Origin of the sequence: Massilia sp. 2TAF26 (assembly GCF_052115005.1) — a bacterium.
Taxonomy (GTDB): domain Bacteria; phylum Pseudomonadota; class Gammaproteobacteria; order Burkholderiales; family Burkholderiaceae_D; genus Telluria.
In genome coordinates, this window is record NZ_JBFRFV010000003.1 from 69,775 (window position 1) to 92,362 (window position 22,588).

Here is a 22,588-nt window from a genome sequence, read left to right on the forward strand (position 1 = left end):
CTCGAATTAATAAAAAGCCATGACGCAACTGCGTCGTCTCACCATATACGGAATAGGAGAAACCCCATGAATAAACTGCTCGCCACCCTGATCGCCGGCCTGTTCGCCACCTCGGTGTACGCTCAGACCCAGTCGCAGAGCACCAGCTCGACCGGTACCCCGACCAACAGCACCGCCACCAGCACCGCTACCGGCATGACCCCGGCCACCGCCAACGGCGTGACCCCGGCACCGGGCACCACCGTGGTCGGCACCACCTCGCCGGCCCACGGCACCAGTGGCATGGGCCAGACCGCCGCCTCGACCGGCGACGCCAAGGCCGACAAGGACATCGCCAAGGCGAACGAGAAGGAATCCAAGGAAATCGCGAAGCAGGACGAGAAGATCTCGAAGGCTACCCAGAAGGCCAACGAGAAAAAGGCCAAGGCCCAGCACAAGGCTGAGAAGAAGATCGCCGACGCCAACGACAAAGTGACGAAGGCCGACCCGGAACACAAGGCCAAGGCATCGGCCAAGGCCGAGAAGAAAATCGCCGAAGCCCATGCCGACGCGCAGGAAACCATGATCAAGGCCGACGAAAAGGCCCAGAAGAAGATCGTGGACGCGAATGCCGACAAGGCCAAGGCACAGAACAAGGCTGCCGAGAAGACCGCCAAGGCCGTGGCTGACGCGCACAAGGACGCGGCCAAGTAATCCTTCATTCTCCGCCAGACCCCGTCCGGACGCCGGTCCGGGCGGCGCGACCCTACGCCGGCGCATCCGCGACGGCGTTCTTTCCTTCATTAAAATTTCACATTTGCCCGTCTGCAAGTCAGACGCTGCGCGCGTACGCGTGAACGGAATACATGATTCCATTGATCTACAACATTGATTTACATCAGATTTTATTTTGATTGTTGTTTTTTGCAACATTACAAAACCGTAATGTTGCGCTTGTTGCGAGCTCATCACTTGTCTCGTAGACTGGATTTTTAACATTTCAGTCGCCGGTTCAACAGGAGGAGTCGTATCGTGTTGCGTTCCCCAGCTCGGCCTTACCGCATTTCCCTTCCGCTTTCCCATTCGCGCGCGCACGTTCCGCTGCCGCCGCGCTAGCACCTCCGTCACACAAAGTTTCGCGCATCCGCCTGTTTACCCAGGCGGGTTTGCAAGGCATTCGAGCGCCAGGCCGGCGCACGTCCGTAGGTCGGCCTGTCGTTTGGATAAACCGTCACGGCCAGGGCCAACAGCCCTGGCTGGCGGGGTTGGAGACCGTCCCAACCGGGACGCCATTATTTCAATAAAGATCGAAACGGAGAAAAAATGCAATTCAGCCGTCAACTCAGCCTGCTCGCGGCAGGCCTGGCATGTGCTTTCGCTGCTCACGCACAAACCGTCAAGGAAACGCCGAATTCCCAGTTCAAGCCGACCGGCAAAGGCTGGGGGGAGCTGGACAATGTCGCGATGCAGCACTCGAACGGGCAGGCAGGCGGTGCCTCGCGCAGCGCCAGCATTTCCAATCTGACCCTGCACGGCGGCCCGGTGATGGTGGCGCCGACCAATATGTACTACATCTGGTACGGCTCGCAGTGGGATGCGGCATCGCAGAACGTGCTGACCAACCTCGGCCAGCACATCGGCGGTTCGCCCTACTTCAACATCAACACGACCTACTACAACAGCGCGAACGTGCACGTGCAGAACAGCGTGACGCTGGCCGGCAGCACCACCAATACCGGCACCTACGGCACCCAGTTGACCGATGCGAACATTGCCTCGATCGTGTCGGATGCGATCACCTCGGGCAAGCTGCCATCCGATCCGAATGGCGTCTACGTCGTGCTGACCGACCACTCGACCACCGCGACTTCGGGCTTCTGCACCCAGTACTGCGGCTGGCATGACCACACCTCGATTGGCGGCAAGGACATCAAGTATGCCTTCGTCGGCAACGCTGAAACCCAGTGCGCCTCGGCCTGCGGCGCGACCAGCCCGAGCCCGAACAACACCCCGGGCGCGGACGGCGCCGCCAGCGTGCTGGCGCACGAGCTGGAGGAAACGGTCACCGATCCGAACCTGAACGCATGGTACTCGAGCTACGACGGCAAGGAAAACGGCGACAAGTGCGCGTGGAACTTCGGCACCACCTCGCTGGCATCGAACGGCGCCAAGTACAACCAGACTTTCGGCACCATGAAGTACCTGATCCAGCAGAACTGGCTGATCGCCAGCACCCAGAAGTGCGTCCAGCACTATCCCTAAGCAGGGCGGCGTCGGACCTGGTCTGACGCTATCCTGACGATGTGGCGCCCGCCGCGGCATTGGTGGGCGCCAGCTTTTTCATTCTCCTGTCGAGGCATATGAAACGATTCCTGATTCTCCTGGGCCTGCTGGCCACCTTCGGCGGCGCGTTCGCGGCCGGCCAGGTCGCCCCGAACGGGCGCGGCGGGGCGGTGACGCCGACGCGCAACGTCCTCACTTTCACCAAACTCGAAAACGCCTGGCTCGAGGCGCTGCAGCGTCGCGACGCCGAGGCCCTGGGCCGGCTGCTGGCGGACGACTTCGAAATCCGCAGCGCCGCCGCGCCGGGCGTACCGACCGCGCGCGCCGAAGCCTTGCGCGAATCGCTGCGCGCGCCCGTGTCCAGGTCGTCGATCGAGCAGATGGCGGTGCACGAGTACGGCGACGTAATGCTGGTCAGCTTCCTGTGGACGATCGCGGACGGGACCGCGCCACAGTCCTTTTTTGTGGTCGACACCTGGAAGCGCAGCGGCAGCGAGTGGAAGGCGACGGTGCGTTACGCCGCGCCGGCCGGCGCTGGCGCCGCGATGGTACCGGGAGCGGTCGCGCCCAGCGACCAGTCGCTGCGCAAGAAGATGTGACGCCATGGCCTTCCTGCTGGACAGCAAACTCGGATTCGGCACGGTCTGTGTGGCCGGCATTTTCATCGGGGTGACGGCGGCGTTCTGGCTGCAGGGCGGCGACGCGCCTCCCGCCAGGCCGGCGCCCGCCGCCGCATCGGCCTGGGACGGCGCGATCGGCCCCGGCGCCCTTGCCGCGCCGGCGCCCAGCCCCGGCAGCGCCTCCCGCGAGGCGGCGCCGGGCGAGCCGTCGCTGGTGGATGCCGGCGGCCGCCTCATCATCGGCCTGCCGCTGCGGCAGCTGATCGATTCCTACGTCGTGAAGACCAAGGGCGGCGCACGCCAGGCAGGCGCCGCCGAACTGCGCGCCTACCTGCGCCAAGGCCTGAAGCAGCCGGCGCTGGCGCAGGCGGAAGGCCTGGTCGGCGACTACCTGCGCTACCTGGATGCCGAGCAGGGCTTGCGTGCGCAGCTGCGCATCGCGCCGCCCGGCGAGGGCGCCCTGGATGCTGCCCAGGTCGGACAGATGGAAGACTGGCTGCGGCAGCGCACGCAGTTGCGCGAACGGATGCTGGGCACGGCCGTGGCGCAGGCATGGTTTGCGGCCGAGGATGCCGATTGCGACACCGCCCTGGCGGACTGGCGCAGGATGCACGCGCCGGCCGGGTCGGCCGAAGTGGATTCGAACGAACTGCAGGCACGGCGCCTGCACGGCGCCGTGCTGGAGCAGCGCCGCGAGGAGGGCGCGCGGCTCTGCGCCGCGCAGCTCATCGCGGGCATGGGCGGCGGCGCCGGAACATGAGGGAAGCGATGGAATGGAGACGATGAAAACGATGACGACGATGGCGAGAATCGCCGCGGCGATGGCGCTCGCCGCAGGAGCGGCAAACGCAGCCGCCCGCCCGCACACCGAAACGCCGGACGAGGCGCGCGTCCACAAGCTAGTGGAGCCGCGCATGGGCAACAACGTGAAGGTGGATGTGGTGGAGAGGACGCCGTATGGCGGTCTGTATGAGATCCGCACCGGCGGCGACATCTTCTATACCGATGCGAACGCGCGCTACATGTTCGTCGGGAAGGTGGTCGACCTGGGGACGCTGCAGGACCTGACGCGCGCGCGCACCGACGAGCTGGCGGCGATCCATTTTGCCGACCTGCCACTGGAGATGGCGATCAAGACCGTGAAAGGCAATGGCGAGCGGGTGATGGCGGTGTTCGAGGATCCGAACTGTCCTTACTGCCGCAAGCTGCACGAAACGCTGCGCGGCATCGACAACGTGACCGTCTATACCTTCCTGTTGAATATCCTGTCGGAAGACTCGGCGGCCAAGTCCAAGAATATCTGGTGCGCGACCGACCGCTCGCAGGCCTGGCAGCAGTGGATGCTGGAAACGAAGGCGCCGCCGGCCGCCCCGGCCGGCTGCATCGCGCCCGGGGAACAGGTGCTGGCACTGGGCCGCAAGCTGCACGTGCAGGGCACGCCGACGATCTATTTTGCCGATGGATCGCGCAGCGGCAGTGGCTTCGACGCGGCGACATTGGAAGCGCGCCTGCGCAAGCTTACGAAACCGTAAAGTCGGTTGGATGCCATTCTGTTCGTGACGCCCGCCGGGGTAGCGACGGGCGTCACTTTTTTATTGGCCGTCGCCGGTCGTACGCATCGACAGGTCTTTCGCCTTCAGCTTGGCCGACAGCGGCTTGCCCTTGCGTGCCCGCTTGCCGAAGTGCGGCTCCAGGCCCGATGCGAACAGCTCCACGGTGCGCGGCTTGTCGCCGGCCCAGGTGCCGATCACGTTCAGGCCTTTCTGGTTGATCGGCTGGGCTGCGAGCAGGGTTTCCTTCGGTTCCAGCTCCATCAGGGTCACGCCGCGGCCGCCGTTGGTCAGCACCTTCATCTCGTCGATGCCGAACACCAGCACGCGGCCTTTCTCGGACAGGCAGGCCACCGCGCCGGCGGTATCCGGCACCACGCGCGGGGCCAGCGGCACGGCGCCGTCGTCCAGCGTGATGAAGGACTTGCCGCCCTTCAGGCGGGTCGCCATGTCGCCGGCCTTGGCGATGAAGCCGAAGCCCGCGGTGGTCGACAGCAGCAGGCGCGTCTCGGCATTGCCGGCGAAGTAGTAGAGGATGCGTCCGCCGCCCGACAGGTCGACCAGGGTCGTGATGGGCACGCCGTCGCCGCGCGCACCCGGCAGCGCCGCCACCGGCACGGAGTAGGCCTTGCCGTTGTCGCCGATACACAGCAGGTTGTCGATGGTGCGGCATTCGAAGGCGGAGCCGAGCGAATCGCCGGCCTTGAAGGTGAACTGCGCAGGATCGTGGCCGATGCCGGTGCGCGCGCGCACCCAGCCCTTTTCGGAGACGATCACCGTCACCGGCTCGTCGACGATCTTCTGTTCGGCCACGGCCTTCTGCGCTTCCTCGATCAGGGTGCGGCGGTCGTCGCCGTACTGTTTCGAGTCGGCTTCGATCTCGCGGATGATCAGGCGCTTCATGGAAGACGGATTGTTCAGGATGTCTTCCAGCTTTTCCTTCTCGCCACGCAGCTCGGCCAGCTCCTGCTGGATCTTGATCGCTTCCAGGCGCGCCAGCTGGCGCAGGCGGATCTCGAGGATGTCCTCGGCCTGGCGCTCCGACAGGCGGAAGCGCTCGATCAGCGCGGCCTTCGGCTCGTCCGAGTTGCGGATGATGGCGATGACCTCGTCGATGTTCAGCAGGACGGTCTCGCGGCCTTCCAGGATGTGGATGCGGTCGTTGACCTTGCCGAGCTTGAACTCGGTGCGGCGGCGCACCGTCACGAAGCGGTAGTCGATCCACTCCTGCAGGATTTCGGTCAGGCCCTTCTGGCGCGGACGGCCGTCGCCGCCGATCATCACCAGGTTGATCGGGGCCGAGGTCTCCAGCGAGGTATGCGCCAGCAGCATCAGCATGAACTCGGCCTGGTCCTGGTTTTTCGACTTCGGCTCGAACACCAGGCGCACCGGGGCCTCGCGGCCCGATTCGTCGCGCACGGCATCCAGCGCGCCGAGGATGGTCTGCTTCAGCGCCAGCTGCTCGGGCAGCAGGGTCTTCTTGCCGGCCTTGATCTTCGGGTTGGTCAGTTCTTCGATCTCTTCCAGCACGCGCTGGGACGACACGCCCGGGGGCAGTTCGGTGACCACCGCCTGCCACTGGCCGCGCGCCAGTTCCTCGATCTTCCAGCGTGCGCGTACCTTCAGCGAGCCACGGCCGGTGGTGTAGATGTCGGCGATGTTCGAGGCCGGGGTGATGATCTGGGCGCCGCCCGGGTAGTCGGGGCCCTGCACCAGCGTCATCAGCTCGGCGTGGGTGATCTTCGGGTTGCGGATCATCGCCACCGCGGCCGCCGCCACTTCGCGCAGGTTGTGCGAGGGGATCTCGGTGGCCATGCCGACCGCGATGCCGGAGGCGCCGTTCAGCAGCAGCATCGGCAGGCGGGCCGGCAGGGTGCGCGGCTCTTCGCTGGAGCCGTCGTAGTTCGGCTGGAAGTCGACCGTGCCCATGTCGATCTCGTCGAGCAGCAGGCGCGATACCGGCGTCAGGCGCGCTTCGGTGTAGCGCATTGCCGCCGCGCCGTCACCGTCGCGCGAGCCGAAGTTGCCCTGGCCGTCGATCAGCGGATAGCGCAGCGAGAAGTCCTGGGCCATGCGCACCAGCGCATCGTACACGGACTGGTCGCCGTGCGGGTGGAGCTTACCGAGCACGTCGCCGACCACGGTCGCCGATTTGCGCGGCTTCGCCGTCGGGCCCAGGCCCAGTTCGTTCATCGAGTAGAGGATGCGGCGCTGGACCGGTTTCTGGCCGTCGGACACGTCCGGCAGCGCGCGGCCCTTGACGACCGAGACCGCGTAGTCCAGGTAGGCGCGCTCGGCGAAAGTGGAAAGGGTGAGCGTTTCGGCATCAATGCCGGCCGGCTCGTGTTGTTGTTCGAAGAGGCTTGCTTGGCTCATGTTCTATCTATTCGTATTCGGTGCGTGGGCACGCCGTGCCCACGCATTACGTGCGCATCAAATGTCCGCTTCCGTCTCGTTACCGTGCTCTTCCAGCCATGCGCGGCGGGCGGCGGCTTCGCCTTTACCCATCAGCATATTGAAGCGCGCCGACGATTCGGCCAGGTTGTAGTCGCCGAAGGCCACCGGCAGCAGGCGGCGGGTATCCGGGTTCATCGTGGTTTCCCACAGCTGTTCGGCGTTCATCTCGCCGAGACCCTTGAAGCGGGAGATGCTCCACACGCCTTCCTTCAGGCCTTCCTTCTTGAGCTTGTCCTCGATCGCCAGCAGTTCGCCGTCGTCCAGCGCGTACAGCTTCTGGATCGGTTTCTTGCCGCGCGCCGGCACGTCGACACGGTACAGCGGCGGACGCGCGACACACACGTGGCCGTTCTTGAACAGGGCCGGGAAATGCTTGAAGAACAAAGTGAGCAGCAGCACCTGGATGTGCGAGCCGTCGACGTCCGCATCGGAAAGGATGCAGATCTTCCCGTAGCGCAGGCCGGACAGGTCCGGCGTATCGTCCGCGCTGTGCGGGTCGACGCCGATCGCCACCGCGATGTCGTGGATCTCGTTGTTGGCGAACAGGCGGTCGCGGTCGGTCTCCCAGGTGTTCAGCACCTTGCCGCGCAGCGGCAGGATGGCCTGGAATTCCTTGTCGCGGCCCATCTTGGCCGAGCCGCCCGCGGAATCGCCCTCGACCAGGAACAGTTCGTTGCGGGTGATGTCGGTCGATTCGCAATCGGTCAGCTTGCCCGGCAGGACGGCCACGCCCGAGGACTTCTTCTTCTCGACCTTCTGCAGCGAACGCAGGCGGGATTGCGCCTGCTTGATGACCAGTTCGGCCAGCTTCTTGCCGTAGTCGACGTGCTGGTTCAGCCACAGCTCGAGCGGCGGACGGGTGAAGGTCGACACCAGTTTCACGGCGTCGCGCGAGTTCAGGCGCTCCTTGGTCTGGCCCTGGAACTGCGGATCCAGCACCTTCGCCGACAGCACGAACGAGACGCGCGCGAACACGTCTTCCGGCAGCAGCTTGACGCCCTTCGGCAGCAGCGAGTGCATCTCGACGAAGCTCTTCACTGCGCCGAACAGGCCGTCGCGCAGGCCGGATTCGTGGGTGCCGCCGCTGACCGTCGGGATCAGGTTGACATAAGATTCGCGCACCACGGCGCCTTCCTCGGTCCAGGCCACGACCCAGGCCGCGCCTTCGCCTTCCGCGAAGCCCTCATCCCCTGCAGCCGCATATTGCGCGCCTTCGAACAGCGGGATCACGGTCTGGCCCTGGCCCACGGTCTGGGCCAGCGCTTCAAGCAGGTAGCCGCGCAGGCCTTCGTCGTAGCGCCAGGTTTGCGTATCGCCGGTCTTTTCGTTGGTGAGGGTGACGGTGACGCCCGGCAGCAGCACGGCCTTCGAACGCAGCAGGCGCTGCAGCTCGGCCATCGGGATCGTCGGGGAGTCGAAGTACTTGCCGTCCGGCCAGGCGGTGACGCGGGTGCCGTTCTTCTTGCCGCCGCGCTCGGCCGGGTTGGAGCTCAGCGGCTCGACCACGTCGCCGTGCTCGAAGGCCAGCTGGTGCACGCCGTTGCCTTGCTCGTCCTTGCGCCAGACGGTGATTTCGAGGCGCTTCGACAGCGCGTTGGTGACCGACACGCCGACGCCGTGCAGGCCGCCCGAGAAGGCGTAAGCGCCGCCCGAACCCTTGTCGAACTTGCCGCCCGCGTGCAGGCGCGTAAACACGATCTCGACGGTGGAGACGCCTTCCTCGGGGTGGATGCCGACCGGGATGCCGCGGCCGTCGTCCTCGACCGTGATCGAGCCGTCCGTGTTCATCGTCACGGCGATGTTCTTGCAGTGACCACCCAGCGCCTCGTCCGAGGCGTTGTCGATCACTTCCTGGATGATGTGCAGCGGGTTCTCGGTGCGCGTGTACATGCCCGGACGCTGCTTGACGGGCTCCAGTCCCTTCAGGACCCGGATGGATGATTCGCTGTAGTCGGTTGCAGTTTTCTTGGTGGCCATGCTGGATAGTTGTATGTCGAATGCCTGCGCATTCTATCTTGTCGGGCGGAAATGAGAACGCCAAACGACGCGGCAAAAGGCGCCAGTGTCGGTGCTTACGCGCTTTTTGGGAAGAGTGGCTAACGCAACACTGTATGGAAATACAGTATTTTTGCCTGTTGCGCCGAAGTTTGCAAGTGCTGGATGTGAGATTCTGTAAATGGGAATCGTGCGCGCCTATGGCAGGGCTATAGTGAGTTCATGGCAGAGGACAATGAAGACCGTGAAACTGCGGGGTCGCCGCGCGTGCCTGACCGGCGCGCGTCTGGAAATGCGTCGCGCTACCTGCGGCAGGGCGATACACCCTTGAATCTGGCCGGCCGCGTGTTGCGTTCGCGCTGGCGCGCCCTCAGCGACCGCTTCAGCCGCGACTTCATGCGGCGCACCCTGCGCATCGGCGTTTCCGCCCGCATCTTTCATCCGGAACCGGGCGCCGTCGGCCTGCGCAGCAAGAACCTGCAATACCTCGAAGAGTCGATCGCGCAATGGGTGATGTCGCGCGATGTGCTGGTCTTCATGGTGCCGACCGTGAACACCGGTGGTTTGCTCCACCCCAGCAACATCACCATGCGCCATTACGCGCGCCACCTGGACGGGCTGGTGCTGCAGGGCGGGGCGGACGTCTCGCCGATGACCTATTCCGAAACGCCCACCAGGCCCGAATGGAACGGCGACCGCGCGCGCGATGTATATGAACTGGAGCTGCTGCACGAGTTCGTCGACGCCGGCAAGCCGGTGCTCGGCATCTGCCGCGGTTGCCAGCTGATCAACGTCGCCTTCGGCGGCACCCTCTACCAGGACGTCGCCACCAATGTCCCCGATGCCCTGGCCCACGTGCACGAAGACTACGACGCCCACCGCCACGCCATCGTCTTCCCGCACGGTTCCTCGCTGGGCAAGATGTTCCCCGACCAGAAGCGCCCGATCGTGAATTCCATCCACCACCAGGCCGTCAAGGACCTGGGCCGCGACATCCACGTCGAGGCGATGTCGGACCCGGACGGGATCGTCGAAGCGATCCGCTACCAGCGCGCACCCTTCGTGATGGGGCTGCAGTGGCATCCGGAGTTCCACCGGGCGAAGGGGACGGAGCTGCTGGATTGCACGCCGGTGCTGGATGAGTTTTTGCGGGCTGCGCGCGAGACGCGGCTTTAAATAACTACCGTCGTCCCTGCGATTGACCACCGTCGTTCCCGCTATTGTTACCGTCGTCCCCGCCTTCGCGGGGACGACGAGATCATGCGCGGCAACGACGTATTTCGCTTGCACAGCCATCAAACTGCCTCCATAATCTAAATGAGAATCATTCTCATGAAAGCAAGGAGGCCCAATGGACGACGATTTTTTGGACGACACCCCCGCATCCGGCACCCCCAGTACCCGCCACGCCCTCTTGATCGCGGCCCTGCTGCACCTGATGTCGCAGTACACGATCCGCAGCGCCAAGCGCGACCCGCGCAATCCCGACGACGAAGGTCCCTGCGTCAAACTGGCTGCCGTGATCGAGCGCCACCTCGATGCCCTGGCGCGCCTGCCGGACGCCGAGCCGGTGCTGCGCGCCACCTGCGAGCAGCTGCGCGTGAAGTGGGAAGACCTGGTCGACAGCCGCATGCCGGCGCCAGCCAGGCGGCCGCTGTTGTCGCACATCCTGCGTCCGGGGATCTTCAAGACCCCGGCGCTGGCCACCTGAGCCGGCGGGAGTTCAGTCCAGCCAGGCGCGCAAGGCCGCTTCGCCGTCCGGCGTGAAAGCGAGCACGCGCGAGTCCGGCACGCGCCCGGCCCAGCCCAGTTGCTGGAAGCGGTCGAGGAGCAGCGTGCCGAGCTGGCCGGCCAGGTGATGGCGGCGCTCGCTCCAGTCCAGGCAGGTGCGGCAGAAGGGCCGGCGCGATGCCGGCAGCCTGTCGAGATCGATGCCGAGGGCGCGCACCGCGCCGCGGCCCGCATCGGTCAGCATGACGCCATCGGCGCCGAGAGAAAAAGCGCCGCGCTGCGCCAGGCGCTCGTAGATCAGCACGCCCAGCTCGCCGGCCAGGTGGTCGTAGCAGACCCTGGCCTTGCGCAGCGCCGGCTCGCGCGGACTGGAGCGCATCCGCACGGCGCCGGTGCCGAAGGCCACGCCCATCAGTGATTCCAGCAATTGCGCGACCTCGGCATCGGCGATGCGGAAGTAGCGGTGCCGGCCCTGCGCCTCGACGGACAGCAGGCCGGCATCCTGCAGCTTGGCCAGGTGGCCGCTGATGGTCTGGCGCGTGACGCCGGCGGCGTCCGCCAGTTCGGTCGCGGTCAGCGCCATGCCGCTCATCAGAACGGTGAGCACTTCGGCGCGCGCATGGTCGCCGATCATGGCGGCGATATTCGTGATGTTCGGTCCGTCCCTCATGCTTCGATGCTAACCGAAGCATCGGGGGATGGCAAAGGACTAGAGTGGCCCTGTCCATCACAAGGAGTCCACATCACCATGATTACCTGCTTCATCCGTTACGAAATCGACCCCATCCAGAAAGAGGCCTTCCGCCGCTACGCGGAAAACTGGGGCCGCATCATTCCTCGGCTGGGCGGACGCCTGCTCGGCTACTTCCTGCCGCACGAGGGCACGAATTACGAGGCTTGGGGCCTGGTCGGCTTCGACAGCCTGGCCGCCTACGAGGCCTACCGCGCTCGCCTGAGGCAGGACGAGGAAGCGTGTGCCAACTTCACTTTCGCGCGCGAAAGCAGATTCATCCTGCGCGAGGAACGCAGTTTCACTGAACTGGTGGAAGGCACTTTCCAGTCGGAGCCGCAGCGATGATCGCCGTGATCTTCGAAGTCGATCCGGACCCGGCGCACCGCCAGGAATATCTCGGTACCGCAGCCGCGCTGCGCGCCGAACTGGAGGCCATCGACGGCTTCATCTCCGTCGAGCGCTTCGAATCCCTGAGCCGGCCGGGCAGGCTACTGTCTCTGTCGTTCTGGCGCGACGAGGAGGCGGTGCGGCGCTGGCGCACCCAGGCCGCGCACCGGGAAGCGCAGGCGCGCGGGCGGCAGGGCGTGTTCCGCGGCTACCGCCTGCGCGTGGCCGAGGTCGTGCGCGACTACGGCTTGCACGACCGCGAGCAGGTGCCGTCGCATACCTAGAACCTATCCCAGTAGGCCGGAGTCGCTCCTGACGCGCCTGGCAAGCGGGTGCTGCGTTGCTCGTCGTTGCATGGCTCGCCATGCGGCCTCCTCGCGCCTTGCCCGCACTTGCCATGCATCGTCATGAGCTTCCCCCCGCCTACCGGGAAAGGTTCTTAGGACGATAGATGGCGCAGAGCTTGTGGCCGTCGGGATCGCGGACGTAAGCGAGATACATCTTCCCGATGCTGCCTTCGCGCAAGCCCGGCGGCTCTTCGATCGAGGTGCCGCCCTGCGCGACCGCGGTGTCATGGAACTTCTGCACCTGTTCCGGCGAATCGCATTTGAAGCCGATGGTGCCGCCGTTGGCAAAGGTGGCGTCTTCGCCGTTGATGGGCTCGGTAATGCAGAAGGTGCTGCCGTTGTGGCGGTAGAAGAGCCGCGTATGGCCGCTGCCGGCGGTGTCGCGGAAGGGCTCGCCGGCACCGAGCGTGCCGAGCACGGCATCGTAGAAGCGTTTCGAGCGTTCCAGGTCGTTCGACCCGAGCATCACGTGATTCAGCATGCATGTCTCCTTTGATGAGCGAAGGCCCACATCATAGCGCGGCCCGTCGGCTCAGTCCCTGATCTCGGCCTCGACCAGCTTCGCCAGCAGTTCCAGCGACTCCTGCCAGCCCAGATAGCAGGCTTCCGCCGGAATCATGGCCGGAATCCCTTCCTGGCGGATCTTGACCTCGACGCCGCAGAACACTTCGCGCAGCTGCACCGTGGTCTGCATCTGGCCAGGCAGGTTCGGATCGTCGAATTCGGCCGAGTAGCGCAGGCGCTGGCCCGGCGCGAGTTCCAGGTATTCGCCGCCGAAGGAGTGGATATGGCCGGTGGTGAAATTGGTGAAGGACATCCGGTAGCGGCCGCCGACCCGGGCGTCCATCTCGTGGACGGTGCCGATGAAGCCATGCGGCGGCAGCCATTTGGCGAAGGCGGCGGCGGTGGTGAAGGCGCGGTAGACGCGGTCGGCGCTGGATTTCAGGACACGGTGCAGCTCGACGGTGTTGGTGGTCATGATAGCTTCCTTATCGTTGGTGGCAGAGGACATCCCTCCGATGGTACGACGAACGAGGCCCGGCAGATTCGACATGCTAGAGTAAGTCCATGTCCAGCTCCCGACAATATCCCGTGACGCCGGACGGACGTTATTTCGTCGTCAATGGCCGGCTTTGGCGCACGAGCAATCCTGCGCTGGCGCCGGAACTCAGGCAGGAATGGGTCGACAGGCTGATGAAGGCGCGCCGCCAGGTCGGCGTCGCGAAGAAGGCCGGCGACGTGGCGGCCGAACGCGGCGCCCGCCGCGACGTCGACGAAGCCAAGCGCGCACTGGGCGAACGCGGGCCGGTGTGGTGGACGGACGGCGCGCCGGATTTCAATCGCAGGATGGTGGCGAACACGCCATACGCGGACTGGTATGCGGCCTTGCCGGACGCCCTTGAAAGGCGGCCCGGTACGCTGGGATAGAATGGCGGGATGACCCAAGCTCCACAGACCGCACCGCGCGCCCCGATCCGCCTCGCTTCCCAATTGCTGACCTGCCTGGTCTTCTGCCTGATCGCCGCCCCCATCATCTGGTTCGGCCGGCCGCATCCGCTGGAACTGTTCAGCCGTCCGCTTGGGCCGCTGACCCAGCTGCTGGTCGGCCAGGTGCTGGCGCTGCTCGCCGCCGGCGTGTCATGGCTGCTGTTCCGCATGACCGCCAACTCGGCCTCCAGCGCCCGCACCATCGAGAGCTATGCCAAGCTCGACCTGGGCGGCCTGAATCCGCTGTGGATCAGCATCGCCGCCGCCGTTGGCGAAGAGATGCTGTTCCGCGCGGCCCTGCAGCCGCTGCTGGGCGTGTGGATCGTCTCGCTGCTGTTCCTGGTCACGCACGTGCCGGTGTACCGCTTCCGCAAGCTGGATGGCGCCGCGCTGGCGCAGGCGGCCGGCGTGTTCGTCGGCAGCGTGGTGCTGGGCTTCGTGTTCCAGCGTGTCGGCCTCCTGGCTTCGATGCTGGTGCATGCGTGGATCGATATCGTGGGCTTGATGATCGTTCGAGCCGCGATTCGTTAGTAGGGTAGGCTCCCCGCGCCCACGCGGACCTTATTTGCTCAGCAGGCGCATCGCCCGCTCCAGCCCATCTATCGTCACCGGAAACATCCGGTTATTCATGATCTGCTTGATGACGGCAATCGACTGCCGGTACTGCCACAGGCTTTCCGGCTCAGGATTCAGCCAGGCGAATTTCGGGAAGGCGTTGCAGAAGCGCGCCAGCCATTCGGCGCCCGCTTCCTCGTTGTTGTATTCGCTTGATCCGCCCGGGGCCAGCACCTCGTAGGGACTCATGGTGGCGTCGCCGACGAAGATCACGCGGGTGTCGGGCGGATATTTGCGCAGCACTTCCCAGGTCGGGAAGCGCTCCGAGCTGCGGCGCCGGTTGTTCTTCCACAGGTAGTCGTAGACGCAGTTGTGGAAGTAGAAGAACTCCATGTTCTTGAATTCGGTCTTCGCCGCCGAGAACAGTTCCTCGGTGCGCTCGATGTGGTCGTCCATGGTACCGCCGACGTCCAGCAGCATCAGCACCTTGATGCGGTTCTTGCGCTCGGGCTGCATCTTGATGTCGAGCCAGCCGGCGTTGTTGGCGGTCGAGCGGATCGTGTCGTCCAGCGCCAGTTCCTCGGCGGCACCTAGGCGGGCGAAGCGGCGCAGGCGGCGCAGCGCCACCTTGATGTTGCGGACGCCCAGTTCGCGCTCGCCATCGTAGTCCTTGTATTCGCGCTGCTCCCACACTTTCACGGCGCTGCGGTTCCTGCTCTTGCCGCCGATGCGGATCCCTTCCGGATTGGTGCCGCCGTTGCCGAAGGGGGAGGTGCCGCCGGTGCCTATCCATTTGTTCCCGCCCTCGTGGCGCGCTTTCTGCTCCTTCAGCAGCTCGGCCAGGCGGTTCATCAATTTGTCGTAGCCGAGCTTCTGCAGCTCGGCCTTCTGCTCCGGCGTCAGCTCGCGCTCCAGGCGCTTGATCAGCCAGTCGAGCGGGATGTCGGCTTTGGTGTCGAACACCGTCTCGATGCCCTTGAAATAGGCGCCGAAGGCCTTGTCGAACTTGTCGAAGTGGGCTTCGTCCTTCACCAGCACCAGGCGCGACAGGTAATAAAACTCGTCGAGCGAGGGCGCGATCACCTGTTTTTCCAGCGCTTCGAGCAGCGTCAGGAACTCCTTGAGCGTGACCGGCACCCTGGCGTCGCGCAGGGTGAAGAAGAAATCAATCAGCATGCCTGCTCAACCGGTAGTGCAGCTGCGACTTGATCTCGGGCCACTCGCCGCGCAGGATGCTGTACATGACCGTGTCGCGCACGGTGCCGTCGCGGCGCGGCCCGTGGTGGCGGAGTACGCCATCCTTCTTTGCGCCGAGGCGCTCGATCGCCGCCTGCGAGGCGTGGTTGAAGTTATCGGTGCGCAGGCCGACCACCGCGCAGCCGAGCATGTCGAAGGCATGCGAGAGCAGCATCAGCTTGCAGCTGGTGTTGACGTGGCTGCGCTGGCGGCTCTTCGCATACCAGGTGTAGCCGATCTCGACGCGGTCGATGGCCGCGACGATGTCGTGGTAGCTGGTCGAGCCGATCACGGCACCGGTCGGCACGTCGATCACGGCGAAGGCGCGCCGGTTGTCCATCTCCAGCGCGGTGCGGATGTACTGTTCCGTCTCGTCCGGCGCCGGCACCGAGGTGATGCGCAGGTTCCACAATTCTCCGTCCGCGGCGGCGGCGCGCAGGCCGTCGACGTGGTGCAGGGCCAGCGGCTCCAGCCGCACGCCGTTGAATTCGAGGGTGGCGGGATCGACGCGGATCATCGGTTGTGCCTCGCCATCGCCACCAGGCGCTCGAACAGGTGGACGTCCTGCTCGTTCTTCAGGAGCGCGCCGTGCAGCGGCGGCACGATGGTCCGGGAGTCCCCGCTGCGCAGGGCCTCGAGCGGGATGTCCTCGGCCAGCAGGAGCTTGAGCCAGTCGAGGAATTCGGAGGTCGACGGCTTCTTCTTCAGGCCCGCCACCTCGCGCAGCTGGTAGAAGTTCTCCAGCGCGGCGGCCAGCAGTTCCTGCTTCAGGTTCGGATAGTGGACGTTGACGATGTCCGCCATCGTCTCGCGGTCCGGGAACTTGATGTAGTGGAAGAAGCAGCGGCGCAGGAAGGCGTCCGGCAGCTCCTTCTCGTTGTTCGAGGTGATGATCACCAGCGGACGGTGCCTGGCCACCACCATCTCGCGCGTTTCGTAGACGTAGAACTCCATGCGGTCGAGTTCGCGCAGCAGGTCGTTCGGGAATTCGATGTCGGCCTTGTCGATCTCGTCGATCAGCAGCACCACCGGCTCGGGCGCCGTGAAGGCCTGCCACAGCACGCCCTTGACGATGTAGTTGTGGATGTCGCGCACGCGCTCGTCACCCAGCTGGGAATCGCGCAGGCGCGAGACGGCGTCGTATTCGTACAGGCCCTGCTGCGCCTTGGTGGTCGATTTGATGTGCCACTGCAGCAGCGGCATGTCGAGCGCCGCGGCCACTTCTTCGGCCAGCATGGTCTTGCCGGTGCCGGGCTCGCCCTTGATCAGCAGCGGGCGGGCCAGGGTGAGGGCGGCGTTCACGGCCAGTTTCAGGTCATCGGTGGCGACGTAGTTGTCGCTGCCTTCGAAACGTTGGGTTGCGTGCATGGGACGTTCAAGGTGATGGGGAAGTGACATCGAGTATATGACAGTTGCATCGCCACCGCTGAATTGTTGCTTTGTAGACTGAGCCATATTCTTCATATAGAATCGGCTATTCGTAGTACATTTGCTAAGTTTTTGAGCAGTTGCGGTATACAATTCAACCATACGATTGTGCAATCATGAGAAAACCATTAGCTGTACTGTTGCTTGCCGCCGCCGGAGCCGTGATGGCCAGTGCAGCCGGCGCCGCAGAGATCGTCGCCAACCCGAAAGCCGCACCGAACAAGATTGAGCAATGTATCGGTTGCCACGGCATCCCCGAGTACAAGACCGCCTTCCCCGAGGTCTACCAGGTGCCGATGATCGGCGGCCAGTCCGCCAAATACATCGAAGCCGCGCTGCAAGCCTACAAGAAGGGCGACCGCAAGCATCCGCAAATGACGCCGACCGCCAAGGTGCTGTCGGACCAGGACATCGCCGACATCGCCGCCTACTACGCGCAGCAGTCGGCCGCCACGCCCACCAAATGAGCCGGGGACGCCATGAATAAACTGATCCTAGCCCTGTCCGGCACCGCGGCACTGATGGTGTCCGCGTCCGCCTTTGCCAGCGGCGATACCGCGCGCGGCGCCGAACTGGCCAAGAAATACAACTGCGCCTCCTGCCACGGCGCCGATTACAAGAGCCCGATCGACCCGAGCTATCCGAAGCTGGCCGGCCAGCATGCCGATTACCTGGTGCATGCGCTCACCGCCTACCAGCGCGGCGACAAGGTCATGAACGGCCGTAACAATCCGATCATGGCCGGCATGGCCCAGCCGCTGTCGGACCGCGACAAGGCCGATATCGCCGCCTACCTGCAAAGCCTTCCGGGGCCGCTGGTCGTTCGCAAATAAGCGCTGCCAAGTAAACTAGCGGTCTCTCTGGTCCGCCGGCCCATGCCGGCGGACTTTGTTTTTTGGCGCTGCCGCTCACCGCGTGGCGACGACAAGCTGGATTGAACTTGTTTCAGCGGACGCGCTTGCGCACGCAGTCGATATAGGCTTCCGCATCCGGCGGCAGCCCGCTGCGCTGCGAGGTCCACATCATCTCGCCCAGGCACTCCATGATGTCGTGGTGCGCATCGTGCTCGCCGATGCGGGCCGCCAGGGCATCGTGGGCCGCCTTGATGCCGCGCGGCTGGTCGATCGAGACCTGTTCGGCGATCGACAGGTGCATCGACAAATGCAGGAAGGGATTCGGCTGGCCGCCTTCGACCGAGTAGTCGCGCGCCACGGCCTCGTCGGCGTCGAGCAGGGCGTCGTGGTATTCCGGATGCTGGTCGATCCAGTCGGCCGCGATCGCATCCATCGGGGTCAGGATTTCGTTGGCGCGGCGCTTGCGCCAGGCTTCGCAGAAGAAGCGGCGCACATCGTTGGAGGAGGGGGTGAACATGGTGGGGTCGCAGAAAGGAAAGCAGGCGCCATTGTAGCGCGCCTGCTTTTCTCGCGTTTGCCGGCTCAGGGAGCGGCGGTTGGCGGTGGCGCCACCGGCGCCGCCGGTTTCGCCGGGCGGCACTCGGCGTGCAGTTTCGCCAGCAGCGCCTCGGCCTGCGGCTTTTCCTCGCGCGCGGCATGCCATTCGGCCATGTAGGAGGTCGCCATGCAGGTGCGCGCATGCGCGGCCTGCTTGTCCTTGGCGGCGATCTCGAGCAGGCCGGCCTGGTCCAGTTTGCCGAGGTAGAAGTCGGCGATCGGCGCCGGCCAGTCGTCGTTGCGCTGCTTTTTCACGCTGGCGGCCAGTTCGGTCTTCGCCAGCTCGGCCTGGCCCTTGCGCACGCGGGCGTTGTACAGCCACAGCGGGCCGAAGCGCTCGGCAGGCAGCTGGTCGAGGGCGGTGCGCAGTTTCGGGATCGCCTCGTCGACTTTCCCGTGCAGCATCTGCTGGCGTCCGAAATTGAGGTTGGCGTTCGGCTGGCCGGCCGCGGCGGCTTTTTCCAGCCAGGACTGGGCCTGTTTCGGGTCGCGCGGGGCGCCGCGGCCGGTGTTGAGCATATAGGCCAGCGCATACTGGGCGTCGGCATTGCCGCCGTCGGCCTCCTGCAGCATCCACGGTTCGAGGCCGGTGCGGCGCGAGAACACGTCGCCGCCGAGGTAGGCGATGTAGAGCTTGCGCTGGCTCATCGCGAACAGCACGCGGTGGGCGCGCAGGAAATCCTGGCCCAGCAGGAGCTCGGCCTCGAGCTGGCTCTGGACGTCGACGATGCTGAGCTCCGCGCCGCCGATGGTCTCGCCGCCGATCTGCACCGACTTGATCGGCGCGGTCCAGTGCGAGGCGCGGTCCGAGCCGACGCCGCCGGTATCGCCCAGCCGCGTCACGTCCGCAGCCTTGACGTCGATGCCGAGCTTCTTGGCGCCCCTCAGTGTCAGGAAGCTGTTGGCCGCGCCGGTATCGATCATGGCGTCCAGCTCCTTGCCGTTGACGAGCACCGTGAAGTGCGGATTCGGGCTGTCGCTGCGGCTGAACTCGAAGGGCAGGACGACCGTCTCTTCCTTCCAGTAGTTGAGCGGGGTGTCGCGGTCGCAGTTCTGCGGGCGGAAGAACTTCATGTGCTTGGCGCGCAGGTCGAATTCCATGTCGGCCTGCAGCAGGAAAGGCGCGCCGACCAGGGCGTCGAAAGCCGGCGTAAAGGTGGTCTCGCCGATCACGTACAGGTCCAGGCGCTTCCTGGAACTCTTCACCGGGCCGATCGCGAATTCGCCGATGCGGGCCGCGTACAGCCGCGAGCTGCCGCCGATGCCTTCGACGTAGCGTCCCGTCATGTGCATGACCAGGTCGCGCTTGGCGACGGCGTTCATGGTCAGCTGGGTGTCGAAGGCGCCGGTGTCGACCAGCATGACCGCGGGCGCGCCATCGATCACGCCGTCGACCGCCGGCACCAGGCCCTGGCCGACATACTTGAGCGGCATGTCGGCGACCTCGACATAGGTACAGCGCGGGGCGTCGCCGGCGCGGGCCAGCGGATTCAGGAGCAGTGCGCAGGCCAGTGGCAGCAGGGCACGTTTCAGCGGCATCATTATTGTCTTTCTGTTGAGGAGCAATGCTGGTAATTCTACTGCGCAAACTTGTAAATATTGCAAGAAAAAAATGCAAAAAGGCAAGTGCGCCGATAAAACGACGTACTTGCCTTCCAGGTTGTTGCTTTTACGCTACTTTTGATTACTCTTTGTCGCGCGCAAGCACCAATTGAGAACTTCCCACCGCATCGGCGATCGCCTTGCTGGCAGCGACCACCACCTTGTTGCTGGCGTTGGTGGACTGCCTATTGCCTGGCTGAACGTTGCCGGCATTTCCCGTGTTGCCACTACCGCCATTCCCGCCATTTCCGCGCCGCTCGTGCGGCTGGCGCAGGTAGCGCGAGCTGTGGCGGCGTTCGCCCTGGCCATTGGACGGCCAGGTGAGGAAGCGCGACAGTTCCTGCAGCGCACGCTGGTAGACATCGCGCTTGAACTCGATGACCACGTCCAGCGGCACCCAGTAGTCGTGCCAGCGCCAGGCATCGAATTCGGGGTGGTCGGTCAGGCGCAGGTTGACGTCATTGTCGCGGGCGACCATGCGCAACAGGAACCAGATCTGCTTCTGGCCACGATAGTGACCACGCACTTCGCGCTTGATGAAGTGATCCGGCACCTCATAGCGCAGCCAGTCGCGGGTGCGACCCACGATCTTGACGTGCTCCTGGCGCAGGCCGATCTCTTCCTCGAGCTCGCGGTACATCGCCTGTTCCGGCGTCTCGCCGTATTTGATACCCCCTTGCGGAAACTGCCACGAGTGCTCGCGCACCCGTTTGCCCCACCACACCTCGTTGTTGGCGTTCAGCAGGATGATGCCGACGTTGGGGCGAAACCCTTCACGATCGAGCATGATTCACCTCGAAACTTTCTGCCAGCTTTTGCTCTTGTCTCTTCTATTTTTACTTACAGCTCAGGTGCCTCTGCCGTTAACTCGCGTCGGAACAACGGCATGCACCACTTCTTTCAGAGCCATTTGTATAAAGATTGGATGCATCGGCCAGCTAATCCTTTAAAATTAGGTTGATTATAACCCTCTCTTTTTAAAAAGAATTCATCGATATGCGTGCCTCTCGATTTTTTATTTCAACGCTCAAAGAAGCGCCTTCCGACGCCGAGATCGTCAGCCACAAGCTGATGATGCGGGCCGGGATGATCAAGCGCCTCGGCTCCGGCATCTATACCTACATGCCGCTGGGCCTGCGTGTGATCCGCAAGGTCGAGGCCATCATCCGTGAAGAAATGAACAAGGCCGGCGGCATCGAGCTGCTGATGCCGCTGGTGCAGCCGGCCGAACTGTGGCAAGAGACGGGCCGCTGGGACAAGATGGGGCCTGAACTGCTGCGCCTCAAGGACCGCCATGGCCGCGACTTCGCCCTGCAGCCGACCTCGGAAGAAGTCGTGACCGACGTGGTGCGCACCGAGATCAAGAGCTACCGCCAGCTGCCGGTGAACTTCTATCACGTCCAGACCAAGTTCCGCGACGAGCGCCGTCCGCGCTTCGGCCTGATGCGCGGCCGCGAGTTCACCATGAAGGATGCCTATTCCTTCGACCGCGACGTCGAGGGCATGCAGGTCTCCTACCAGACCATGTTCGACGCCTACGTGAAGATCTTCACCCGCTTCGGCCTGAAGTTCCGCGCGGTGGCGGCGGACAACGGCGCCATCGGCGGCACCGGCTCGCACGAATTCCACGTGATCGCCAGCACCGGCGAGGACGCACTGGTCTACTGCCCGACCTCCGATTACGCCGCGAATATGGAAGCGGCCGAGGCACTGCCGCTGATCGCTGCGCGCGCCGCCGCAACCCAGCCGCTGACCAAGGTCTCCACGCCCAACACCACCAAGTGCGAAGGTGTGGCCAAGCTGCTCGGCATCCCGCTGGAACAGAACGTCAAGTCGATCGCGCTGACGGTCGAAAAGGAAGATGGGACCAAGGAAAACTGGCTGCTGCTGCTGCGCGCCGACCATGAGCTGAACGAAGTCAAGGTGTCGAAGGTTCCGGGCCTGAAGGATTTCCGCTTCGCCAGCGAAGCCGAAATCCAGGAAGCCTACGGCACCGTGCCGGGCTACCTCGGTCCGATCAATACGAAGCAGCCGGTCAAGGTCGTGGCCGACCGCACCGTCGCCAACATGGCCGATTTCGTCTGCGGCGCCAACGAGGCCGATTACCACCTGAGCGGCGCCAACTGGGGCCGCGACGTCGCCGAGCCGATCGTCGCCGACCTGCGCAACGTGGTCGAAGGCGACGCTTCGCCGGACGGCAAGGGCGTGCTGGCGATCGAGCGCGGCATCGAAGTGGGCCACGTGTTCCAGCTCGGTACCGCCTACTCCGCCGCGATGAACTGCGTCTACCTGGACGAAAAGGGCCAGCCGGTACCGATGCAGATGGGCTGCTACGGCATCGGCGTGACCCGCATCCTGGGCGCGGCGATCGAGCAGAACTTCGACGACAAGGGCATCGTCTGGCCGGACGCGATCGCACCCTTCGAGCTGGTGCTGTGCCCGATGGGCTACGACCGCAGCGAACTGGTGAAGGCGGAGACCGACCGCCTGTACGCCGAACTGCAGGCGGCCGGCATCGACGTCATCGTCGACGACCGCGGCCTGCGTCCGGGCGCCATGTTCGCCGACTGGGAACTGGTGGGCGTGCCGCACCGCGTGGTGATCGGCGAGCGCGGTCTCAAGGAAGGCAACCTGGAATACCAGGGCCGCCGCGATGCCGAAGCGAGCTCCGTGCCCGCCGCCGACATGGTCGCCTTCGTCAAAGGCAAACTGGCCAAGTGATGCCTGCCCGTTTTGCAAGCCGGGC

25 protein-coding genes are annotated in these 22,588 nt (G+C 64.7%); 14 read left to right on the forward strand and 11 right to left on the reverse strand.

Translation table 11 applies throughout. The annotated features are described in order from the left end of the window. Window positions 1-66: 66 nt before the first annotated feature. The 5 genes from AB4Z32_RS03960 (at window position 67) to AB4Z32_RS03980 (ending at window position 4,414) form a co-directional block, all read left to right on the forward strand. Complete coding sequence (locus AB4Z32_RS03960) at window positions 67-693, forward strand: hypothetical protein (protein WP_441934585.1); 627 nt, start codon at window positions 67-69, stop codon at window positions 691-693. Between the two features lie 609 nt (window positions 694-1,302). Beyond that, window positions 1,303-2,241 carry a hypothetical protein gene (locus tag AB4Z32_RS03965; protein WP_441934587.1) on the forward strand — a complete coding sequence of 313 codons (939 nt, stop codon included), beginning with the start codon at window positions 1,303-1,305 and terminating at the stop codon, window positions 2,239-2,241. 98 nt (window positions 2,242-2,339) lie between these two features. Beyond that, complete coding sequence (locus AB4Z32_RS03970; RefSeq protein WP_441934589.1) at window positions 2,340-2,861, forward strand: nuclear transport factor 2 family protein; 522 nt, start codon at window positions 2,340-2,342, stop codon at window positions 2,859-2,861. A gap of 4 nt (window positions 2,862-2,865) precedes the next feature. Further along, complete coding sequence (locus tag AB4Z32_RS03975; RefSeq protein ID WP_441934591.1) at window positions 2,866-3,642, forward strand: lipase secretion chaperone; 777 nt, start codon at window positions 2,866-2,868, stop codon at window positions 3,640-3,642. Window positions 3,643-3,664: 22 nt separating this feature from the next. After that, a complete protein-coding gene (locus AB4Z32_RS03980; RefSeq protein ID WP_441934593.1) occupies window positions 3,665-4,414 on the forward strand; it encodes a DsbC family protein in 750 nt (249 codons plus the stop codon). Window positions 4,415-4,474: 60 nt separating this feature from the next. On the opposite strand, the gene parC is transcribed toward AB4Z32_RS03980, so the two are convergent. Then, window positions 4,475-6,808, reverse strand: a complete 2,334-nt coding sequence (gene parC / locus AB4Z32_RS03985; protein WP_441934595.1) for a DNA topoisomerase IV subunit A — start codon at window positions 6,806-6,808, stop codon at window positions 4,475-4,477. A gap of 57 nt (window positions 6,809-6,865) precedes the next feature. After that, entirely contained in the window at window positions 6,866-8,866 is a 2,001-nt protein-coding gene (locus AB4Z32_RS03990; RefSeq protein ID WP_441934597.1) for a DNA topoisomerase IV subunit B, read from the reverse strand. A gap of 240 nt (window positions 8,867-9,106) precedes the next feature. Here AB4Z32_RS03990 and AB4Z32_RS03995 point away from each other — a divergent pair, with 240 nt between their 5' ends. Next, window positions 9,107-10,060: a gamma-glutamyl-gamma-aminobutyrate hydrolase family protein gene (locus AB4Z32_RS03995; protein ID WP_441934599.1), complete on the forward strand. Its 954-nt coding sequence runs from the start codon at window positions 9,107-9,109 to the stop codon at window positions 10,058-10,060. A 175-nt stretch (window positions 10,061-10,235) separates the two neighbouring features. Beyond that, the gene (locus tag AB4Z32_RS04000) at window positions 10,236-10,595 is read left to right on the forward strand and encodes a hypothetical protein (protein ID WP_441934601.1); all 360 of its coding nucleotides are present in this window, start codon (window positions 10,236-10,238) and stop codon (window positions 10,593-10,595) included. 12 nt (window positions 10,596-10,607) lie between these two features. On the opposite strand, the gene AB4Z32_RS04005 is transcribed toward AB4Z32_RS04000, so the two are convergent. Next, window positions 10,608-11,285 (reverse strand): ArsR/SmtB family transcription factor, encoded by a 678-nt coding sequence (locus AB4Z32_RS04005; RefSeq protein ID WP_441934603.1) that lies wholly within the window; start codon window positions 11,283-11,285, stop codon window positions 10,608-10,610. Between the two features lie 78 nt (window positions 11,286-11,363). Here AB4Z32_RS04005 and AB4Z32_RS04010 point away from each other — a divergent pair, with 78 nt between their 5' ends. Beyond that, window positions 11,364-11,693 (forward strand): NIPSNAP family protein, encoded by a 330-nt coding sequence (locus AB4Z32_RS04010; RefSeq protein WP_441934605.1) that lies wholly within the window; start codon window positions 11,364-11,366, stop codon window positions 11,691-11,693. Continuing rightward, the gene (locus AB4Z32_RS04015) at window positions 11,690-12,019 is read left to right on the forward strand and encodes an antibiotic biosynthesis monooxygenase family protein (RefSeq protein ID WP_441934607.1); all 330 of its coding nucleotides are present in this window, start codon (window positions 11,690-11,692) and stop codon (window positions 12,017-12,019) included. The genes AB4Z32_RS04010 and AB4Z32_RS04015 overlap by 4 nt, the downstream gene beginning before the upstream one ends. 139 nt (window positions 12,020-12,158) lie before the next feature. Here AB4Z32_RS04015 and AB4Z32_RS04020 read toward each other — a convergent pair whose 3' ends face one another. After that, a complete protein-coding gene (locus tag AB4Z32_RS04020) occupies window positions 12,159-12,563 on the reverse strand; it encodes a VOC family protein (protein ID WP_441934609.1) in 405 nt (134 codons plus the stop codon). Window positions 12,564-12,614: 51 nt separating this feature from the next. Further along, window positions 12,615-13,061, reverse strand: coding sequence for an SRPBCC family protein (locus AB4Z32_RS04025; protein ID WP_441934611.1), 447 nt, complete (start codon window positions 13,059-13,061; stop codon window positions 12,615-12,617). Window positions 13,062-13,150: 89 nt separating this feature from the next. Here AB4Z32_RS04025 and AB4Z32_RS04030 point away from each other — a divergent pair, with 89 nt between their 5' ends. Then, a complete protein-coding gene (locus AB4Z32_RS04030) occupies window positions 13,151-13,510 on the forward strand; it encodes a hypothetical protein (RefSeq protein WP_441934613.1) in 360 nt (119 codons plus the stop codon). A 9-nt stretch (window positions 13,511-13,519) separates the two neighbouring features. Continuing rightward, window positions 13,520-14,101, forward strand: a complete 582-nt coding sequence (locus AB4Z32_RS04035; protein ID WP_441934615.1) for a CPBP family glutamic-type intramembrane protease — start codon at window positions 13,520-13,522, stop codon at window positions 14,099-14,101. A 30-nt stretch (window positions 14,102-14,131) separates the two neighbouring features. Here AB4Z32_RS04035 and AB4Z32_RS04040 read toward each other — a convergent pair whose 3' ends face one another. From AB4Z32_RS04040 to AB4Z32_RS04050, 3 genes are read right to left on the reverse strand one after another with little or no spacing between them, the layout of a single operon-like run. After that, a complete protein-coding gene (locus tag AB4Z32_RS04040) occupies window positions 14,132-15,301 on the reverse strand; it encodes a vWA domain-containing protein (RefSeq protein ID WP_441934617.1) in 1,170 nt (389 codons plus the stop codon). After that, window positions 15,291-15,878: a GNAT family N-acetyltransferase gene (locus AB4Z32_RS04045; protein ID WP_441934619.1), complete on the reverse strand. Its 588-nt coding sequence runs from the start codon at window positions 15,876-15,878 to the stop codon at window positions 15,291-15,293. The genes AB4Z32_RS04040 and AB4Z32_RS04045 overlap by 11 nt, the downstream gene beginning before the upstream one ends. Then, window positions 15,875-16,729, reverse strand: coding sequence for an AAA family ATPase (locus AB4Z32_RS04050; protein ID WP_441934621.1), 855 nt, complete (start codon window positions 16,727-16,729; stop codon window positions 15,875-15,877). Before AB4Z32_RS04050 ends, AB4Z32_RS04045 begins: the two co-directional genes overlap by 4 nt. A 176-nt stretch (window positions 16,730-16,905) precedes the next feature. Between AB4Z32_RS04050 and AB4Z32_RS04055 the strand changes: the two genes are divergently transcribed. Next, entirely contained in the window at window positions 16,906-17,256 is a 351-nt protein-coding gene (locus tag AB4Z32_RS04055) for a c-type cytochrome (protein ID WP_441934623.1), read from the forward strand. A 12-nt stretch (window positions 17,257-17,268) separates the two neighbouring features. Further along, window positions 17,269-17,622, forward strand: a complete 354-nt coding sequence (locus AB4Z32_RS04060; RefSeq protein ID WP_441934625.1) for a c-type cytochrome — start codon at window positions 17,269-17,271, stop codon at window positions 17,620-17,622. A gap of 112 nt (window positions 17,623-17,734) precedes the next feature. Here AB4Z32_RS04060 and AB4Z32_RS04065 read toward each other — a convergent pair whose 3' ends face one another. From AB4Z32_RS04065 to AB4Z32_RS04075, 3 genes are all read right to left on the reverse strand, one after another. Next, window positions 17,735-18,160 (reverse strand): DUF1841 family protein, encoded by a 426-nt coding sequence (locus AB4Z32_RS04065; protein ID WP_441934627.1) that lies wholly within the window; start codon window positions 18,158-18,160, stop codon window positions 17,735-17,737. Window positions 18,161-18,225: 65 nt separating this feature from the next. After that, window positions 18,226-19,782, reverse strand: coding sequence for a retroviral-like aspartic protease family protein (locus AB4Z32_RS04070; protein ID WP_441934629.1), 1,557 nt, complete (start codon window positions 19,780-19,782; stop codon window positions 18,226-18,228). A gap of 142 nt (window positions 19,783-19,924) precedes the next feature. Continuing rightward, window positions 19,925-20,629 carry an RNA pyrophosphohydrolase gene (locus AB4Z32_RS04075; RefSeq protein WP_441934631.1) on the reverse strand — a complete coding sequence of 235 codons (705 nt, stop codon included), beginning with the start codon at window positions 20,627-20,629 and terminating at the stop codon, window positions 19,925-19,927. A gap of 209 nt (window positions 20,630-20,838) precedes the next feature. Here AB4Z32_RS04075 and AB4Z32_RS04080 point away from each other — a divergent pair, with 209 nt between their 5' ends. Beyond that, a complete protein-coding gene (locus AB4Z32_RS04080; protein ID WP_441934633.1) occupies window positions 20,839-22,563 on the forward strand; it encodes a proline--tRNA ligase in 1,725 nt (574 codons plus the stop codon). Window positions 22,564-22,588 lie beyond the last annotated feature (25 nt).

What these genes read in the sequence shown, in the direction of transcription:
- AB4Z32_RS03960 (WP_441934585.1), top strand. Translation starts at nt 67, where the DNA reads ATGAATAAACTGCTCGCCACCCTGATCGCCGGCCTGTTCGCCACCTCG.
- AB4Z32_RS03965 (WP_441934587.1), top strand. Translation starts at nt 1,303, where the DNA reads ATGCAATTCAGCCGTCAACTCAGCCTGCTCGCGGCAGGCCTGGCATGT.
- AB4Z32_RS03970 (WP_441934589.1), top strand. Translation starts at nt 2,340, where the DNA reads ATGAAACGATTCCTGATTCTCCTGGGCCTGCTGGCCACCTTCGGCGGC.
- AB4Z32_RS03975 (WP_441934591.1), top strand. Translation starts at nt 2,866, where the DNA reads ATGGCCTTCCTGCTGGACAGCAAACTCGGATTCGGCACGGTCTGTGTG.
- AB4Z32_RS03980 (WP_441934593.1), top strand. Translation starts at nt 3,665, where the DNA reads ATGAAAACGATGACGACGATGGCGAGAATCGCCGCGGCGATGGCGCTC.
- parC (WP_441934595.1), bottom strand. Translation starts at nt 6,808, where the DNA reads ATGAGCCAAGCAAGCCTCTTCGAACAACAACACGAGCCGGCCGGCATT.
- AB4Z32_RS03990 (WP_441934597.1), bottom strand. Translation starts at nt 8,866, where the DNA reads ATGGCCACCAAGAAAACTGCAACCGACTACAGCGAATCATCCATCCGG.
- AB4Z32_RS03995 (WP_441934599.1), top strand. Translation starts at nt 9,107, where the DNA reads ATGGCAGAGGACAATGAAGACCGTGAAACTGCGGGGTCGCCGCGCGTG.
- AB4Z32_RS04000 (WP_441934601.1), top strand. Translation starts at nt 10,236, where the DNA reads ATGGACGACGATTTTTTGGACGACACCCCCGCATCCGGCACCCCCAGT.
- AB4Z32_RS04005 (WP_441934603.1), bottom strand. Translation starts at nt 11,285, where the DNA reads ATGAGGGACGGACCGAACATCACGAATATCGCCGCCATGATCGGCGAC.
- AB4Z32_RS04010 (WP_441934605.1), top strand. Translation starts at nt 11,364, where the DNA reads ATGATTACCTGCTTCATCCGTTACGAAATCGACCCCATCCAGAAAGAG.
- AB4Z32_RS04015 (WP_441934607.1), top strand. Translation starts at nt 11,690, where the DNA reads ATGATCGCCGTGATCTTCGAAGTCGATCCGGACCCGGCGCACCGCCAG.
- AB4Z32_RS04020 (WP_441934609.1), bottom strand. Translation starts at nt 12,563, where the DNA reads ATGCTGAATCACGTGATGCTCGGGTCGAACGACCTGGAACGCTCGAAA.
- AB4Z32_RS04025 (WP_441934611.1), bottom strand. Translation starts at nt 13,061, where the DNA reads ATGACCACCAACACCGTCGAGCTGCACCGTGTCCTGAAATCCAGCGCC.
- AB4Z32_RS04030 (WP_441934613.1), top strand. Translation starts at nt 13,151, where the DNA reads ATGTCCAGCTCCCGACAATATCCCGTGACGCCGGACGGACGTTATTTC.
- AB4Z32_RS04035 (WP_441934615.1), top strand. Translation starts at nt 13,520, where the DNA reads ATGACCCAAGCTCCACAGACCGCACCGCGCGCCCCGATCCGCCTCGCT.
- AB4Z32_RS04040 (WP_441934617.1), bottom strand. Translation starts at nt 15,301, where the DNA reads ATGCTGATTGATTTCTTCTTCACCCTGCGCGACGCCAGGGTGCCGGTC.
- AB4Z32_RS04045 (WP_441934619.1), bottom strand. Translation starts at nt 15,878, where the DNA reads ATGATCCGCGTCGATCCCGCCACCCTCGAATTCAACGGCGTGCGGCTG.
- AB4Z32_RS04050 (WP_441934621.1), bottom strand. Translation starts at nt 16,729, where the DNA reads ATGCACGCAACCCAACGTTTCGAAGGCAGCGACAACTACGTCGCCACC.
- AB4Z32_RS04055 (WP_441934623.1), top strand. Translation starts at nt 16,906, where the DNA reads ATGAGAAAACCATTAGCTGTACTGTTGCTTGCCGCCGCCGGAGCCGTG.
- AB4Z32_RS04060 (WP_441934625.1), top strand. Translation starts at nt 17,269, where the DNA reads ATGAATAAACTGATCCTAGCCCTGTCCGGCACCGCGGCACTGATGGTG.
- AB4Z32_RS04065 (WP_441934627.1), bottom strand. Translation starts at nt 18,160, where the DNA reads ATGTTCACCCCCTCCTCCAACGATGTGCGCCGCTTCTTCTGCGAAGCC.
- AB4Z32_RS04070 (WP_441934629.1), bottom strand. Translation starts at nt 19,782, where the DNA reads ATGATGCCGCTGAAACGTGCCCTGCTGCCACTGGCCTGCGCACTGCTC.
- AB4Z32_RS04075 (WP_441934631.1), bottom strand. Translation starts at nt 20,629, where the DNA reads ATGCTCGATCGTGAAGGGTTTCGCCCCAACGTCGGCATCATCCTGCTG.
- AB4Z32_RS04080 (WP_441934633.1), top strand. Translation starts at nt 20,839, where the DNA reads ATGCGTGCCTCTCGATTTTTTATTTCAACGCTCAAAGAAGCGCCTTCC.